The sequence below is a fragment of the Streptomyces sp. CY-1 genome (assembly GCF_047218265.1).
Taxonomy (GTDB): Bacteria; Actinomycetota; Actinomycetes; order Streptomycetales; family Streptomycetaceae; genus Streptomyces; species Streptomyces niphimycinicus.
Genome location: NZ_CP178393.1, coordinates 6150060 through 6165778, shown reverse-complemented (window position 1 = coordinate 6165778; position 15719 = coordinate 6150060). Strand labels below are relative to the sequence as shown.

14 protein-coding genes are annotated in these 15719 nt (G+C 71.8%); 12 read left to right on the top strand and 2 right to left on the bottom strand.

Going from position 1 to position 15719, the window contains the following annotated elements; genetic code table 11:
* Nucleotides 1-27 precede the first annotated feature (27 nt).
* From ACK1X7_RS26575 to ACK1X7_RS26535, 9 genes are all read left to right on the top strand, one after another.
* On the top strand, nt 28-843 hold the full coding sequence (locus ACK1X7_RS26575) for a hypothetical protein (RefSeq protein WP_385138205.1): 816 nt from the start codon (nt 28-30) through the stop codon (nt 841-843).
* A 96-nt stretch (nt 844-939) separates the two neighbouring features.
* A complete protein-coding gene (locus ACK1X7_RS26570) occupies nt 940-1695 on the top strand; it encodes a YcnI family protein (protein WP_385138203.1) in 756 nt (251 codons plus the stop codon).
* Between the two features lie 144 nt (nt 1696-1839).
* On the top strand, nt 1840-2502 hold the full coding sequence (locus ACK1X7_RS26565) for an SCO family protein (RefSeq protein WP_390794009.1): 663 nt from the start codon (nt 1840-1842) through the stop codon (nt 2500-2502).
* On the top strand, nt 2499-3008 hold the full coding sequence (locus tag ACK1X7_RS26560) for a copper chaperone PCu(A)C (protein WP_413115723.1): 510 nt from the start codon (nt 2499-2501) through the stop codon (nt 3006-3008). Before ACK1X7_RS26565 ends, ACK1X7_RS26560 begins: the two co-directional genes overlap by 4 nt.
* Nucleotides 3009-3014: 6 nt before the next feature.
* Nucleotides 3015-5153: a copper resistance CopC/CopD family protein gene (locus ACK1X7_RS26555; RefSeq protein WP_385138197.1), complete on the top strand. Its 2139-nt coding sequence runs from the start codon at nt 3015-3017 to the stop codon at nt 5151-5153.
* The gene (efeB, locus tag ACK1X7_RS26550; RefSeq protein ID WP_413115722.1) at nt 5150-6391 is read left to right on the top strand and encodes an iron uptake transporter deferrochelatase/peroxidase subunit; all 1242 of its coding nucleotides are present in this window, start codon (nt 5150-5152) and stop codon (nt 6389-6391) included. The genes ACK1X7_RS26555 and efeB overlap by 4 nt, the downstream gene beginning before the upstream one ends.
* A 129-nt stretch (nt 6392-6520) precedes the next feature.
* Nucleotides 6521-7456, top strand: coding sequence for a prephenate dehydratase (gene pheA, locus ACK1X7_RS26545; RefSeq protein WP_382957189.1), 936 nt, complete (start codon nt 6521-6523; stop codon nt 7454-7456).
* Nucleotides 7457-8168: 712 nt separating this feature from the next.
* Nucleotides 8169-9446 carry a serine--tRNA ligase gene (gene serS, locus ACK1X7_RS26540; RefSeq protein WP_385138194.1) on the top strand — a complete coding sequence of 426 codons (1278 nt, stop codon included), beginning with the start codon at nt 8169-8171 and terminating at the stop codon, nt 9444-9446.
* Nucleotides 9443-10297, top strand: a complete 855-nt coding sequence (locus ACK1X7_RS26535) for an HAD family hydrolase (protein ID WP_413115721.1) — start codon at nt 9443-9445, stop codon at nt 10295-10297. Before serS ends, ACK1X7_RS26535 begins: the two co-directional genes overlap by 4 nt.
* A gap of 127 nt (nt 10298-10424) precedes the next feature.
* Here ACK1X7_RS26535 and ACK1X7_RS26530 read toward each other — a convergent pair whose 3' ends face one another.
* Together ACK1X7_RS26530 and ACK1X7_RS26525 are read right to left on the bottom strand one after the other, a co-directional pair.
* On the bottom strand, nt 10425-10877 hold the full coding sequence (locus tag ACK1X7_RS26530) for a phospholipase (RefSeq protein WP_390794014.1): 453 nt from the start codon (nt 10875-10877) through the stop codon (nt 10425-10427).
* A 198-nt stretch (nt 10878-11075) separates the two neighbouring features.
* Nucleotides 11076-12080 carry an Lrp/AsnC family transcriptional regulator gene (locus ACK1X7_RS26525; RefSeq protein WP_385138188.1) on the bottom strand — a complete coding sequence of 335 codons (1005 nt, stop codon included), beginning with the start codon at nt 12078-12080 and terminating at the stop codon, nt 11076-11078.
* Nucleotides 12081-12252: 172 nt separating this feature from the next.
* On the opposite strand from ACK1X7_RS26525, the gene ACK1X7_RS26520 reads away from it, so the two are divergent.
* The 3 genes from ACK1X7_RS26520 to ACK1X7_RS26510 all read left to right on the top strand — a co-directional run bounded on the left by ACK1X7_RS26520 (nt 12253) and on the right by ACK1X7_RS26510 (nt 15686).
* Nucleotides 12253-13797 (top strand): MFS transporter, encoded by a 1545-nt coding sequence (locus ACK1X7_RS26520; protein WP_385138187.1) that lies wholly within the window; start codon nt 12253-12255, stop codon nt 13795-13797.
* A gap of 317 nt (nt 13798-14114) precedes the next feature.
* On the top strand, nt 14115-14864 hold the full coding sequence (locus tag ACK1X7_RS26515; RefSeq protein ID WP_385138185.1) for a hypothetical protein: 750 nt from the start codon (nt 14115-14117) through the stop codon (nt 14862-14864).
* A gap of 111 nt (nt 14865-14975) precedes the next feature.
* Nucleotides 14976-15686 (top strand): FadR/GntR family transcriptional regulator, encoded by a 711-nt coding sequence (locus ACK1X7_RS26510; protein WP_390794015.1) that lies wholly within the window; start codon nt 14976-14978, stop codon nt 15684-15686.
* Nucleotides 15687-15719 lie beyond the last annotated feature (33 nt).

The window sequence follows — 15719 nt, the reverse complement described above, 5'->3', positions numbered from 1 at the left end:
CCCTCCCAGTGGGATGATGTCGCCGCCATGGCTTCCCCTGTCGCCCGTGCCGGCGCCGATCTGCGAATGCTGCGGGCCGCGGTCTTCACCGCGGTCTGTGTCGTGCTGTCCGCGGCGGGGCATGTGCTGGCCTCCTGCGCCACCGTGCCGCTGTGGACGGTGGGCGTGGGCTGCGCGGCGATGTTCACGGTGGCGCTGACGCTGGCCGGGCGGGAGCGGTCGCTGCCCGGGATCGCGGCCCTGCTGGCCATCGGGCAGCTCGCGCTGCACGCGCTCTTCGCGCTCGGGCAGCACCGGGCGACGGCCGCCGAGGAGGCCGCCCAGCGGGCCGACGCCGCCCAGGGCCACGTCATCGGCCTGGCCGCCAGGCTGCTGTGCGCGTCGGGCCCCGGACGGCTCGACGCCGCCACGGCGCATCGGATCGTCGCGCACACGGGCATCGACCCGTCCGCCGCGCACGGCCCGCACACCATGCCGTCGTCCGCCGCCCCGGCGGAGCAGGCGGCCGGGATGGCGGGCCTGCTGCCGTCGCTGCCCATGATCCTGGGCCATCTGCTCGCCGCGCTCGCCGTCGGCTGGCTGCTGCGCCGGGGCGAGATGGCCGTATGGCGGGCGGTGCGGCTGTCGGTGGACGGGGCGCGTGGGGTTGCGGAGGCCGCGCTCGTACGGGCGCTGCGCGCCGCCCTGAAGCTCGTACGGGTGCTCCTGGCCCCTTCGGGGGCGCCTTACGGCGGGCCGTGCCGTCCGCGCACGGCCGAGCGGGACGAGGGCGGGACGACGGCCCTCGTCCTCCAGCACAGCGTGATCAGGCGGGGACCGCCGGTCTGCGACCTCGCGGCCTGACCGACGCGACACTCCTCCAGCGGGACCGGAGGGTGGCCGCGACGTCGCCGCACGCACGCCAACCCATCTGATCATTCCTGTCCCTGGAGTGTTGACATGAACGCCATGCGTCTCCGCCGTCTGCCGGTCATCGGAGCCCTCACCGCGGGCGGCCTGGTGCTGCTCACCGCGGGCCCCGCCTTCGCGCACGTCAGCGTGCAGCCCGGCCAGGCCGAGAAGGGCGGCTACAGCACCATCAACTTCAAGGTGCCGAACGAGCGCGACGACGCCTCCACCGTCAAGCTCGAGGTGACCCTGCCCGCCGACCATCCGCTCGCCTCGGTGATGCCGCAGCCGGTGCCCGGCTGGGACGTCAAGGTCACCAAGTCCAAGCTCGCCAAGCCCATGGAGATGCACGGCGAGAAGATCAGCGAGGCGGTCACCAAGGTCACCTGGTCCGGCGGCAAGATCGAGCCGGGGATGTTCCAGCAGTTCCCGCTGTCGGTCGGCCAACTGCCCGACGACGCCGACCAGCTCGCCTTCAAGGCGCTCCAGACGTACGACAACAAGGAGGTCGTGCGCTGGATCGAGGAGCCCAAGGAGGGCGCCGCCGAACCGGAGAACCCGGCGCCGGTGCTCAAGCTGGTCGCCCCGGCCGAGGGCTCGGACGGCCATGACGCCGCCGCGGCCTCCGGGCAGGGCAAGGACAGCGGCTCCGAGAAGGCCGGAGCCGAGAACTCCGCCTCGGCCGACTCCTCCGACGACAAGGACAGCAGCGACACCACGGCCCGGGTGCTGGGCATCGTGGGCATCGTCATCGGCGCCGCCGGTGCCGCCTACGGCGTCCTCGCCAGCCGCCGCCGCTCCGCCTGACCGCCGACCGCCGCACCAAGACGCGGGTACCGCCGGTGACCGCCGGTCCTGAACGGACCGCGTGATCCCGGCGGGGGCGGCGGGCCTTCGGGTCCGCCGCCCCCGCGCGCCACCGAACCACTTCTCTCTTTGGAGAACAGCTCCATGCGCACCAAAATCCTGGCCACCGCCATCGTCGCCGCCGCCGCGCTCACCCTCAGTGCCTGCGGCGGCTCGGACAGCGGCGGCAAGGGCGACAACGCGGCCGCCGCCGAGGTCAAGGGCGGCCAGAGGTCGGGGCAGGCCATCGTCCTCGACCAGGCGAAGGCCAAGCCGGACCTCGCCCTCACCGACACCGACGGCAAGAAGTACGAGCTGCTCAAGGAGACCAAGGGCCGGCCCACCCTGCTCTTCTTCGGCTACACCCACTGCCCGGACGTCTGCCCGCTGACCATGAGCAACGTCGCCCTCGCCGTGAAGAAGCTGCCCAAGGCCGAGCGGGAGAAGCTGCGCGTCGTCTTCGTCAGCACCGACCCGGCCCGGGACACCCCCAAGCGGATGCGCTCCTGGCTGGACGCCCAGGGCGGCACCGACTTCGTCGGCCTCACCGGCGACTTCAACACCATCGAGGCCGCCGCGCGGCCGCTGGGCATCTTCATCGAGAAGCCGAAGAAGGAGAAGGACGGCAGCATCACCGTCAGCCACGGCGCCGAGGTGATCGGCTTCTCGCCCAAGGACGACAAGGGCCACTGGATCTACACGACGGAGGCCACGGCGGATCGTTACGCCAAGGACCTGCCGAAGATCATCGAGGGGCGGAACCCGTGACAGCGGCGGCCCCTGGCATTCCTGGCGTCCGTAAGGCGGCCGCCGTGGTCCTCGCCCTCGGTCTGTCCGCCACGCTCGCCGCCTGCTCGGGCGACGACGGCGACGGTGGCGGTGGCGGCGGGGGCGGGGGCGGGGGCGACCCCAAGCTGTCCGTGACCGGCGCGTATGTCTCCCAGCCGCCCATGACCGACATGGCGGCGGGCTATCTGACCGTACGGAACGCCGGTGGCGGCGCCGACGAGCTGACGTCCGTCACCACCCCGCTCGCCTCCGAGGTCACCCTGCACACCACCAAGGGCACCCGGATGAAGCAGGTGAGCTCGCTCGATGTCCCGGCGGACAACCGGCTCGAGCTGTCCAGCGGCGGAGATCATCTGATGCTGACAAACCTCTCCCACCGGCCGAAGGTCGGTGAGAAGGTCAGCTTCACCCTGCACTTCGCCACATCCGCCCCCATCGAGATCAAAGTCCCGGTCGAGCCGACGACGTACCGCCCCAAGGACTGACACCCGATGCCCTCGCTGACCTCCCTGGCCCCCGCCGGGCCCACCGCGGCCCCCTCCCGGACCACCGCGACCGCCCGGCGCCTGATCGCGATCTGCGGCACCCTGCTCGCCGCGCTGCTGTGCGCGCTGAGCGTGGGCGCGAGCTCCGCGTCCGCGCATGCCGCACTCACCTCGACCGACCCCGCCGACGGCTCGGTGGTCAAGACCGCGCCCAGGGAGGTCACGCTGAACTTCTCGGAGGGCGTGCTGCTCTCCGGCGACTCGGTGCGCGTGCTCGACCCCAAGGGCAAGCGCGTGGACACCGGCAAGACCGCCCATGTCGGCGGCAAGTCGTCGACCGCCGCCGCCGGGCTGCACTCCGGGCTGCCGGACGGCACCTACACGGTGGCGTGGAAGGCGGTATCGGAGGACAGCCACCCGGTGAGCGGCGCGTTCACCTTCTCCATCGGCGCCCCGTCCAAGACCACGGCGAAGGTGCCCACGGGCGAGGCGTCCGACAGCACCGTGAGCACGCTCTACGGAATCGGCCGGTACGCCGCCTACGGCGGGTTCGCGGCCCTGGTGGGCGGCAGTGTGTTCGCCGGGCTCTGCCGGTCCTCCCGCCCGGTGCGCAAGATCGCCGTGGGCGGCTGGGCGACGGTCTTCACGGCCACCCTGCTGCTGTTGCTGCTGCGCGGGCCGTACACCGACGGTGAGGGGATCGGCGGGATCCTCGACCTCGGCAGGCTGGGCGATGTGCTGTCCACCAAGCCGGGCGCGGCACTGCTGTCCCGGCTGCTGCTGCTCGGCGCGGCGGCGGTCTTCCTGGCCGTCCTCTTCGGCTCGTACACCCGTCGTACCGGGGAGCGGGAGGCGGACGCGCGGCGCCGCCAGGACCTCGCCTTCGGGCTGGGCTTCGGCGGCACGGTGATGGCGGTGGGCCTCTCCGCGACCTGGGCGATGGCCGAGCACGCCTCGGTCGGCCTCCAGCGGCAGCTCGCCATGCCGGTGGACATGATCCATCTGATCGCGGTCGGGGTGTGGCTGGGCGGCCTGGCCTCGCTCGCGGTGACGCTCCGGGCGGGCGAGCCGATCGGGCGGGCGGCCGTGCGCCGCTTCTCGCGGCTGGCCTTCGGGTCGGTCGTCGCCCTGGTGGTCACCGGGCTGTACCAGTCATGGCGGCAGGTGGGCTCCTGGGGCGCGCTGACCGACACCGAGTACGGGCGATGGCTGCTGGTCAAGGTGGGTCTGGTGGCGGTGCTCCTCGGCATCGCGGCCATCTCACGACGCTGGACCGGCCGCCTTACAGATGTCACGGCGGACCCGGCGGAGGAGACGGACGCGGAGGCCGAGGCGGAGAGCGCGTCGGAGGCGGCTCCGGCGGCCTCGGAAGCGGATGCCACGGCGGAGGCCGAGGCGGGGGCCGGGACCAAGGCCGAGTCCAAGGCCGCGGTGAAGGCCGCGCAGCCGGTCCGTACCGGCGCGGCCGACGCCGCGGTCGACGCCCCTGCCGACGCCGAGACCGAGTCCGGTGACGGTGGCGATGGCGGTGGCAGTTCGGACGACGCCGCCGACGCCGACGATCCCGAACGCGCCGCCCAGCTCGCCCGTCAGCGGGCCGCCAAGGACAGGACCGCCACGCTGCGGGAGCGCGACGCCGACCGCGAGCGCAGCGGTCTGCGCCGGTCGGTGATCGCCGAGACCATCGTGGCCGTCGTGCTGCTGGCGGTGGCCACCGTGCTGAGCGGCACCCAGCCCGGCCGGGCCGAAACGGAGCAGGCGAGCGCCTCGGCCACAAAGCCCGGCGGCCAACTGAACGTCGACCCGGTGAGCGTGCTGATCCCCTACAACACGGGCCCCAAGAGCGGCCGCGGCAAGGCCGTTGTCATGATCGAACCCGCTCTGCCGGGTGACAACGCGCTGCATGTCTTCACCACCGACCTGGCCGACCGTCCCGTGGACGTCCCCGAGGTCAAGCTGTCGCTGACGCTCAAGTCCAAGGGGATCGGGCCGCTGCGCACCCCGCTGGAGCGCCTCTCGACCGGGCACTGGAGCGCCAAGACCGTCCAGCTCCCCATGGCAGGCACCTGGCAGCTCTCCCTGACCGTACGAACCTCCGACATCGACCAGGTGACGGAGACCAGGAACGTGAAAGTCGCTCAATGACGACAGAGCAAGCACCCTCGTCCGGCATCTCCCGGCGGCGTCTGCTGGGCACGGCGGGCGCCGCCGGCGCGGCCGGACTGGTCGCCGGCGGAGCCGCCGGAGCCTACGCGTCCGAGGCGACGCGGGAGACACCCGAACCCCTCAGCTCCCTGGGCGCGAGGGCCGTGCCCTTCCACGGCAAGCGCCAGGGCGGCATCACCACCCCCCTCCAGGCCCATGGCCATCTGCTCGCCTTCGACCTGGCGCCCGGTGCGAACCGTAAGGCGGCCGCCGCACTGCTGCGCCGCTGGTCGCGAACGGCCCAGGAGCTGATGGCGGGCGAGGCCCCGCCGGACGACACGGGGATCGCGCTGGACGCCGGCCCCTCGTCCCTTACGGTCACCTTCGGCTTCGGCCGGACCTTCTTCGGCAAGACGGGACTCGACGACCAACTGCCGGAGGCACTCGCTCCGCTCCCCGACTTCGTCTCGGACGCCCTCGATCCCAAGCGCAGCAACGGCGATCTGTGGATCCAGATCGGCGCCGATGACGCGCTGGTCGCCTTCCACGCGCTGCGCGCACTTCAGCGCGAAGCGGGGAGCACGGCCCGGCTGCGCTGGCAGATGAACGGCTTCAACCGCACCCCCGGCGCCACCGACCGCCCCATGACCACCCGCAACCTCATGGGACAGATCGACGGCACCAACAACCCCAAACCGGCCGACGACGACTTCGAACGGCGGATCTTCGTACCGGAGAAGGGCGAGCCCGCGTGGCTGGCGGGCGGTTCCTACGCGGTCGTCCGGCGCATCCGGATGCTGCTGGACGCCTGGGACCATCTCTCCCTGGAGCGGCAGGAGAAGGTGGTCGGCCGCCGCAAGTCCGACGGCGCCCCGCTGTCCGGCGGCACGGAGACCACCCCGGTCCGGCTCGACAAGGTCAACGGGGACGGTGCGCTGGCCATCGCGGGCGCCGCCCATGTGCGGGTCGCGGCGCCCGCGTCCAACCAGGGCGCCGCCATGCTGCGCAGGCCGTTCTCGTACCACGACGGCTTCCGCGACGACGGGGCGCCGGACGCCGGACTGCTCTTCATCGCCTGGCAGGCGGATCCGATGAAGGGGTTCGTCCCGGTGCAGCGGAAGCTGGACCTGGGCGACGACCTGTCGCGGTTCCTGCGGCACGAGGCCAGCGCGCTGTTCGCGGTGCCCCCCGGCTGCGCCCCGGGAGAGTACGTGGGTCAGGCACTCTTGGAGGGATAGGAGATGAGGGGACAGGAGACGGGGACGAGCCGCCCCGGCCGCGCGCGTCCAAGGGGTGACCGGCGAGTCCGCGCGCTTCGCGGACGCGAGTATCGTGGCCGTCTCGTCTGATCACAGGGAGCGACCGTGATGTCGGCCAGCCGCTATGCCTACCTCGGCCCCGAGGGCACCTTCACCGAGGCCGCCCTGCGGTCCATGCCGGAGGCCGCCACCCGGGAGCTGGTGCCGATGGTCTCGGTGCCGGTGGCGCTCGACGCGGTGCGCTCCGGTGCCGCGGCGGCCGCGCTGGTCCCCATCGAGAACTCGGTCGAGGGCGGGGTCACCGCGACCCTCGACGAACTGGCCACCGGCGAACCGCTGATGATCTACCGCGAGGTGCTGCTGTCCATCAGCTTCGCGCTGCTGGTACGGCCGGGCACCGCGCTCACGGACATCAAGACGGTGACCGGGCATCCGGTCGCCCAGCCCCAGGTCCGCAACTGGCTGGCGGCGAACCTCCCGGACGCCCTGTGGGAATCGGCCGCCTCGAACGCGGACGGCGCCCGGCTGGTGCAGGAGGGGCGGTACGACGCGGCGTTCGCGGGCGAGTTCGCGGCGGCCAGGTACGGTCTGGAGCCGCTGGTCACCGACATCCACGACGCGCAGAACGCGATGACCCGCTTCGTCCTGGCCGGGCGCCCCGCCCGGCCCGCCGCCCGGACGGGCGCGGACAAGACGTCCGTGGTGATCTGGCTCGGGGACGACCACCCGGGCGCGCTGCTGGAACTGCTTCAGGAGTTCTCCGCGCGCGGGGTCAACCTGATGCGGATCGAATCGCGCCCGACCGGCGAGGGCATCGGCCGCTACTGCTTCTCGGTGGACTGCGAGGGACACATCACCGACCGGCGGGTGGGCTCGGCCCTGATGGGGCTGAAGCGGATCTGCCCGAAGGTGCGGTTCCTGGGCTCGTACCCCCGGGCGGGTGTGACGGCGGAGGACCTGGCCGAGCTGCGGCACGGGACCTCGGACGAGGCGTTCACGGAGGCGGCGGAGTGGCTGGCCCGCTGCCAGGACGGCCGGGCCTGAGCCGAAGCCGGCCGTAGCGCGCCTGAGCCGAACCCCCTTCCGTAGCGGCCGGTCGTAGCGACCCGCCGTAGCGAGCGTGCGCCGGGGCACTCCGGGCGCCGGGGCACGCCGGTGCCGGGGCACGCCGGTGCCGGGGCACGCCGGTGCCGGGGCACGCCGGTGCTGGGGATCGACGGTGCTGGGGATCGACGGAATCGCTGCGGAAAAGTTATCCACAGGCTGATGGGACATGCTGGGGATAAGTCGACATCATCAATCCGGCGAGACGGTCACATCACAACACAAGCCGTATGCACCCCCATCGCCGGACATCACTCACCTGTCACCTCAATTCCCTCGGCCAACTCTTTGGAGTGAGGGATTCCTCTCTTGTGGAGTGTGTGAACGCGGTTTGATGGGGGAATCCATCGCCGAGCACTTGGGGGGCCTAAGCGATCACCGCGACATCCACAGATCTCACACACAGCCTGTGGATAACTTCGGGGATTCCCCTCACCCCTGTGGACAACCGGGCCTCAACTCACCCTGTACGCAAGGGAAGAAGGTCGACCCGACGCCGCCTCTTTGCCCCTTTTCGGGGAATGCGCATGCATTCCTTGACGGCGGCCGTCACAGGAATTCCCCGGTTTACCCACAGCCCCAAAAGAGGGCAAAACGGGACGCAAAGGAATATCGCGTCGAGTACCCGAGGTCACACCGGTAACCTGGTGGGGTGATTGACCTTCGCCTGCTCCGTGAGGACCCCGATCGTGTGCGCGCCTCCCAGCGCGCCCGTGGAGAGGACGTCGGCATCGTCGACGCCCTCCTGACCGCCGACGAGCGGCGCAGGTCCTCCAGTGTCCGCTTCGACGAGCTGCGCGCCGAACAGAAGGCGCTCGGCAAGCTCATCCCCAAGGCCGCCGGTGACGAGAAGGCCGAGCTGCTGAAGAAGGCGGGCGAGCTGTCCGCCGCCGTCAAGGCGGCCGACGCCGAGCAGGACGCGGCCGCGGAGGAGACCCAGCAGCTCCTGCTCCAGTTGGGCAATCTCGTCCACCCCGAGGTCCCGGTCGGCGGCGAGGACGACTTCACCGTCCTGGAGACGATCGGCACCCCGCGCGACTTCGATGCCGAGGGCTTCGCTCCCAAGGACCATCTGGAGCTCGGCGAGCTGCTCGGCGCGATCGACACCGAGCGCGGCGCCAAGGTCTCCGGCTCCCGCTTCTACTACCTGACGGGCATCGGCGCCCTGCTGGAGTTCGCACTGGTGAACGCGGCGATGGCACAGGCCACCGCGGCGGGCTTCACTCCGGTGCTCACCCCGGCGCTGGTCAAGCCGAAGGCCATGGAGGGCACCGGCTTCCTCGGCCAGGCCGCCGAGGACGTCTACCACCTCGACAAGGACGACCTCTACCTGGTCGGCACCTCCGAGGTCCCGCTGGCCGCGTACCACATGGACGAGATCCTGGAGGCGGACCAACTGCCGCGGCGCTACGCCGGGTTCTCCTCCTGCTTCCGCCGTGAGGCCGGGTCGTACGGCAAGGACACCCGGGGGATCTTCCGGGTGCACCAGTTCGACAAGGTCGAGATGTACGTCTACACGACCCCGGAGGACGCCGAGGCCGAGCACCAGCGGCTGCTGGACTGGGAGAAGCAGTGGCTGACCTCCCTGGAGCTGCCGTTCCGGGTGATCGACCTGGCCTCGGGTGACCTGGGCTCGTCGGCGACGCGGAAGTTCGACTGCGAGGCGTGGATCCCGACGCAGGGCAAGTACCGCGAGCTGACCTCGACCTCCAACACCACCGAGTTCCAGTCGCGGCGGCTGTCGATCCGGATGCGCGAGGGCAAGAAGGTCCGTCCGCTGGCCACGCTCAACGGCACGCTGTGCGCGGTCACCCGGACCATCGTCGCGATCCTCGAGAACCACCAGCAGGCCGACGGTTCGGTGCGGGTGCCCGAGGCGCTGCGGCCGTTCCTGGGCGGACGCGAGGTCCTGGAACCGGTCGCGCGGTGACCAGCGCCGGACCGAACGACGAGCCGGCCGGAGTGACGGACGAGCTCCCCTATCGACTGGTCGCCACCGATCTCGACGGCACGCTGCTCCGCCCCGACCACACCGTCTCGGCGCGGACCCGTGCCGCGCTCGCCGCGGCCACCGCGGCGGGGGCCGCGCATATCGTGGTCACCGGGCGGACCGTCCCGGTGGCCCGGCACATACTCGACGACCTGGGCTACCAGGGGCTCGCGGTGTGCGGTCAGGGCGCCCAGGTCTACCACGCGGGTGAGCACCGGCTGCTGACCTCCGTCACGCTGGACCGCCAGGTGGCCCTGCTGGCGCTGGAGAAGATCGAGGCGGAGATCGGCCCGCTGTCGCTGGCCGCGGCCCGCGACGGGCTGGACGGCCAGGTGCTGTTCGGCGAGGGCTACCGGATGGACCACGAGGGGATGCCCCTGGTGCCGTTCACGGATCCGGCCGAGCTGTGGTCGCAGCCCATCAGCAAGCTCTACATCCAGCACGCCGAGCTGGACGACGACGCGCTCGCGGACGCCGCCCGGACGGCCGCCGGGGGCCTGGTCGGGGTGACGATGGCCGGCACCGGGCTGGTGGAGCTGCTGCCGCTGGGGCTGACGAAGGCCACGGGCCTGTCGTTGGCCGCGCGCCGGCTGGGAATGACCGCCGACGACGCGATCGCGTTCGGCGATATGCCCAATGACATTCCGATGTTCGGCTGGGCGAAGCACGCTGTCGCGATGGCGAACGCGCACCGGGACCTGAAGGCCGTCGCCGACGAGATCACCGCGTCCAACACGGAGGACGGCATCGCCGCGGTGCTGGAACGGCTCTTCCCGGCGGCGCGCCGATAACGGCGGCGCGCCGGGTGAACCGGCCGGCAGCCGGTGCGGCCGCCTCGGCGGACCGCCCGGCAGCCGGGCCCGGCAGCGGTGATCGGGCTTCCTCGGCCGCCGCCGAGGAAGCCCGGTCCAGGCGGGGTCAGCCGAAGACCTTGACCGCCTGGTAGTAGGTCCACGCCGTGGCGTCGCACGACGTCTTGGTGGCGCCGCTGTAGGCGCTGCACACCCGCTTGAGGTCCTCGTAGAAGGCGCTGTCGAGCCGCGCCTTGTTGGCGTCGAAGATGCCCATCGCCTTGTGGTTGCGGTAGCCGAAGTCATGGCGGGCGCAAGCGGTCTGGAAGGGGAAGCCGAAGGGGTTGTCGGGGGAGCTGCTGCAGTAGTCGGTGGACCAGTCGAACCCGTAGGCGGCCCAGGCACCCTGGTTGTTCCGCGCCGCGACCCAGGTGTTGTAGCTGCCGGCGCTGGTCTGCGTCCAACTGGCGAGGACCTGCGGCTTGTCCGCGGGGGCCGCCTGGGCGGGCGCGGCGGCCAGGGCGATGGCGGTGACAGCGGTGACAGCGGTGGCCGCGAGACTCGTGACGAGGCGACGCATTCGGGTTCCCTCCGTTTTTTCTTCCGACGCCCCCTCAAAAGGCTTGTGGCGCAGGGGGCGGCGCGGTGTGATCCAGCGCACGCCAAGAGTTGGGCAGGTCCCTGACAACCGTCAAGATCTACACCGACGTAGAGATGAACAGAGTTCGACCAGCGGAGTTTCGGAGTTTCCTCCAACCGCCGCCGCCGCGGGGGCGGTTCAGGAGGTGCGCCGGGGCACCCGGGAGGGCGGGACGAACAGCGGCCCCGGACCCTTGACCCGTCGCAGGATCGGGGCGGTCTCCATGTCCAGCACGGAGGGCAGTTCGGCGATGCGGGTGGTCAGATAGGTGTAGAGGGCCGGGACATCGGCGCAGACCACGGTCGCCATCAGATTCTTCGTCCCGGTGGTCGCACATGCGAACGCCACCTCGGGGTGGTCCGCGAGTGTCTGCCCGGTGGCGGCGAGATCCGACGGCCTCACCGACAGCCACATCGTGGTGGTGACGTTCTGATGGAACATCCGGTGGGTGTAGTCGACGTCGAAGTACAGGGTTCCGTCGGCGCGCAGATCGGCCAGCCGGCGGCGCACCGTCGACTGCGACCAGCCGGTGGCGGCGGCCAGTTCGGCCAGCGGCGCCCGCCCGTCCCCCGCGAGGACGTCCAGCAGCTTGCGGTCCTCGGCGCCCACCGGTCCGCGTGGCCCCTTCGACCGGTCCGCGGCGGGCGGGCGCAGCCGCCCGGCCTGCTCGGCCGTCAGCGCCTCGGTCTTGTTGACCAGGCCCTGCTCACCGCCGTAGAACTCATGCAGCACACAGTGCGCGCTCACCCCCACCACCCGGGGCGTCTGCGGGAGTTTGCGCAGCAGCAGGGCGTCGCTGTCCGGGCCGGACGCCGCCCGTGTCGACGCGGCGACCTCGGTGCCGTCGGAGAGCACATGCACCCAGGAGGTGTCGGTCCGCCGGGCCATCGCCTCGGCCACCGGCAGCGCGGCGTCCGGCAGGCACCGCACCCGCACCAGCCAGACCACATCGCCGACCGCCGCCGGGTCGGTGAGCCCCAGCACCCGGAGGGCGCCCGTCGTCCGCAGCCGGGTGTAGCGGCGGGCCACGGTCTGGTCGGAGACGCCCAGCACCTCGGCGAGGCGGCTGAAGGGGGCCCGGCCGTCGAGCTGAAGGGCATGCACCAGCGCCCGGTCCAGGTCGTCGTACGTGTCGGATTCCACCGCACAAAGCTAGCCGACGTCGGATAGTGCCACCGGGGGGATGCTGGCTGGAATGAGCGGACCGGTCAGGACGACCGTAAGAGCCGCGGGGACCGCCGGGTCGCCATCGGGGCCGGCCCTCGCGTCCCCTTGTCGGCACGTCGCCGGCACGTTCCGAATCCCGGAGTCAGTCATGCGCAGATCATGGTGGCCGCTCGCCGCCATCACGCTCGGCAATTTCATGCTGTTGATAGACGTCACGATTGTGAACACCGCGCTGCCCCAGGTGGCGCGGGGACTGGACGCGTCCTTCACCTCCCTCCAGTGGGTGATGGACATCTACGCCCTGGCGCTGGCCGCGCTGCTGATGGTGGCCGGTTCGGCGGCGGACCTCTTCGGACGGCGGCGGCTGTATGTCGTCGGCCTCGCGGTGTTCGCGATCTCCTCCCTGGTCTGCGGTCTGGCACCGGACGCCGGGGTGCTGATCGCGGCCCGCGCCGTCCAGGGGGTGGGGGCGGCGGCCATGTTCGCCACCAACACCCCGCTGCTGATGGCGACATACTCCGGCCGCGACCGCGGTATCGCCTTCGGCGTGTGGGGCGGTACGAGCGGGGCGGCCGCGGCGATCGGCCCGGTGCTGGGCGGGGTGCTGACCGAGTACGTCGACTGGCGGGCGATCTTCCTGGTCAATCTGCCGCTGACGGCGATCGCGGTGTGGATCACGCTCCGTTCCATCGATGAGTCGCGCGGCGCGCCGGGCGTACGGATCGACTGGCCGGGCGCCGCCTCGTTCACGGTGTGCGCCGGGGCGCTGACGTATGGGCTGATGCGCGGCGGTGAGGAGGGCTGGGCCGACACCGGCACGGTCGCCGCACTGGTGACGGCCTCGATCGCGCTGCTCGCCTTCGCCGTGGTGGAGCGCGGAAAGCGGCAGCCGCTGCTGGACCTGGGGCTGCTGCGCCGCCCGACGTTCGCGGTGCTGATGGCCGCGGCCCTGCTGCTCCAGGCGGGCGCCTTCCCGTACCTCACCTACGCCGGGCTGTGGTTGCAGTCGGTGCTGGGGATGAGCCCGGTGCAGGCGGGGCTCGCGGTGACGCCGATGGCGGGCGTCTCGCTGGTCGTCGGCGCGGCGGGCGGAAGGTTGCTGGACCGGGTCGCCCCCGGGCGGGCGCTCGGCGGCGGACTGCTGATGGTGGGCGCGGGCGCGCTGGTCAACGCGGCGATGGTGACCCCCGACGCGGACTGGACGGCCTTCGTCCCGGGCCTGGCGCTGGCCGGTCTGGGGATCGGCCTGGCCATGCCGGTGCTGGTCTCGGCGGCCCTCGGCTCGGCCCCGCCGGAGCGGGCGGGCATGGCCAGCGGCGCGGTGAACACCTTCCGGCAGTTGGGCTACGCCCTGGGGATCGCCGTCCTGGGCACGGTGTTCGCCACGCGGGTACGGGACATGGTCGACGACAGCGGCACCGTCCCGGCCCGGGCGGCCGGACAGGCCGCCGAGGCCATCAGCGGCGGCCACGCCGACGCCGTCATCGCCTCCGCGCCCCCGGCCCACGCGGACGCGGCACGCACCCTCGTCCACGAGTCGTTCGCGGCCGGGCTCGACCGCATCTGCCTGATCTCCGGCATCGCGGCCCTGGTGGCGGGCCTCCTGGTCCTCGCCGTCGTCCGCGGCGGCCCCGGCGGAGCACCCCCGAAGCCGACCCCGGAGCAATCCCCGGCGGAGCCGGTCCACGCCTGAGCGCTGGACGACGGCACGTCACAAGGGGCGGGCGCCCAACAGCGCCCGCCCCTTCGCCGCGTGAGGCCGACGTCCGTCAACGCACGCGGTGCGAGTAACCCTTACGCGATCGGATCGTTCTTCCATATACGCGTTATGCGCGGAGGCAACGCGAGTTGGAGCCTCGGCCGGGCGACGGATCGACGGGCAGCGATGTCACGGCGGTTGGGTCCGAAAGAGGTAGGCAGCCTCCGCTCCTGGTCCCTGGATACGGGCGGCCTAGCCCCTGGCTTGTGGGGCGTGACCATCACCCGAACTTCGGACCGGAAGGCACACATATGCCACCTGAGATCGCACTACTGGAGTCGCGCGCGCTGCGCGACAGCGTCATCGAACGGACGGATGTCCTCGACAAGGTCAAGATCCTGACCATGCTGCCGGATGGGCTGCATATCACCACGCGCATGGTCGCGGAGTACTTCGAGGTTGGGGAAGAAGCCGTCAAGAGCTTGGCCAAACGGCACCGGGAGGAGTTCCACAGCAACGGGATGCATACGCTCCGAGGCGCTGACCTGCAAGGCTTCCATAGGTCCACAATGGACCTATGGGATCGGAGTTATCCACAGGCATGTACCCAGCTCACCCTCTACCCCCGCCGGGCGGTGCTCAACGTCGCGATGCTGCTGCGGGACAGCGATACCGCCAAGCGGGTACGCACCTATCTGCTCGATGTCGAACAGTCGACTCGGAGCGGACCGGAAGCAGGGACGGATCAGCTCCCCCTCGAACGGATCCTCACCGAGCGGATGCTGGCCGGGCCGATCGGCGGCCGCCTCGACGCCGTCGAGGCGTGTCTGGCGGATGTCGGTTCCACGCTGCGCGAGCTGGCGCCGTGGATGGCCAGGGTCTCCGCTCGGCTGGACGGCATGGACCGGCGGCTCGACGCGCATGGGCGGGTCATCTGCGCCATGAGCGAGCGGCTCTGCGATCTCGGTGAGGACATGACCGAGGTCCGCAGGGACGTCGCCACCCTCAAGGCCGAGTCGGTCCAGCGGCGGGCGCGGCGCGCCAAGCGGCTGCGCGGGTAGCGGATCGGAGGAGCCCGGTGGGCGGGGTGGCGCTCTGCCCACCGGGCCTTTCGGGGGGTAGTTGTAGGATGACTGGGCAACCGGGTGAATCGAGTGAGGGAGCCGAGAGGAATGGCGTTGCGGGCGGCTGGGCGGCAGTCGTTGGTCGACGGCGTGGTGGAGCAGTTGCGGGCGCAGCTCGCCGAGGGTGAGTGGCAGGTCGGCGACCGCGTGCCCACCGAGCATGCCCTCGCCGAGCAGCTCCAGGTCGGCCGGAACACGGTCCGCGAGGCGGTCCGCGTCCTTGTGCACGCGGGGATGCTCCAGTCCCGGCAGGGCGAGGGCACCTTCGTGGTCTCCACATCCGACCCCGCCGAGGTCATGCGGGGTGTGCGGCGCGCCGGGATCCGGGATGTGCTGGAGCTGCGGATCGCGCTGGAGGCGGAGGGCGCGCGGCTGGCCGCGCTTCGGCACAGCCCCGACGATCTGCGGCGGATGCGGGCGGCGCTGGAGTCGCTGGAGGCGTTCGGCCAGGCCGGGGAGCGGTCCGCGGACGGCCATCATGAGCTGCACGCCGCCCATGACCTGGAGTTCCACACCGCCGTGGTGGAGGCCGCGCACAACGCCGCGCTGAGCGCGACGTACGGCTGGTTCAGCAGTTCGGTGCGCGATGCGCTGGTGGCCTCGCTCGGCGACCGCGAGGTGCCGAGCATCGTCCCCGCCGACCACCGCGCCCTGGTCGACGCCATCGCCTCCGGCGATCCGGCGGCCGCCGAGGCGGCGGCGCGGGCGCTGCTGGAGGCGCCGAAACGCGCCATCGAAGCCCTGCTCGCCACCGGCTGAGCCCCTCTCGGCGGGCCGCACCGCGAGCCGGGC

What these genes read in the sequence shown, in the direction of transcription:
- efeB (WP_413115722.1), top strand. Translation starts at nt 5,150, where the DNA reads ATGACGACAGAGCAAGCACCCTCGTCCGGCATCTCCCGGCGGCGTCTG.
- ACK1X7_RS26570 (WP_385138203.1), top strand. Translation starts at nt 940, where the DNA reads ATGAACGCCATGCGTCTCCGCCGTCTGCCGGTCATCGGAGCCCTCACC.
- ACK1X7_RS26510 (WP_390794015.1), top strand. Translation starts at nt 14,976, where the DNA reads ATGGCGTTGCGGGCGGCTGGGCGGCAGTCGTTGGTCGACGGCGTGGTG.
- ACK1X7_RS26530 (WP_390794014.1), bottom strand. Translation starts at nt 10,877, where the DNA reads ATGCGTCGCCTCGTCACGAGTCTCGCGGCCACCGCTGTCACCGCTGTC.
- ACK1X7_RS26515 (WP_385138185.1), top strand. Translation starts at nt 14,115, where the DNA reads ATGCCACCTGAGATCGCACTACTGGAGTCGCGCGCGCTGCGCGACAGC.
- ACK1X7_RS26565 (WP_390794009.1), top strand. Translation starts at nt 1,840, where the DNA reads ATGCGCACCAAAATCCTGGCCACCGCCATCGTCGCCGCCGCCGCGCTC.
- ACK1X7_RS26575 (WP_385138205.1), top strand. Translation starts at nt 28, where the DNA reads ATGGCTTCCCCTGTCGCCCGTGCCGGCGCCGATCTGCGAATGCTGCGG.
- pheA (WP_382957189.1), top strand. Translation starts at nt 6,521, where the DNA reads ATGTCGGCCAGCCGCTATGCCTACCTCGGCCCCGAGGGCACCTTCACC.
- ACK1X7_RS26555 (WP_385138197.1), top strand. Translation starts at nt 3,015, where the DNA reads ATGCCCTCGCTGACCTCCCTGGCCCCCGCCGGGCCCACCGCGGCCCCC.
- ACK1X7_RS26520 (WP_385138187.1), top strand. Translation starts at nt 12,253, where the DNA reads ATGCGCAGATCATGGTGGCCGCTCGCCGCCATCACGCTCGGCAATTTC.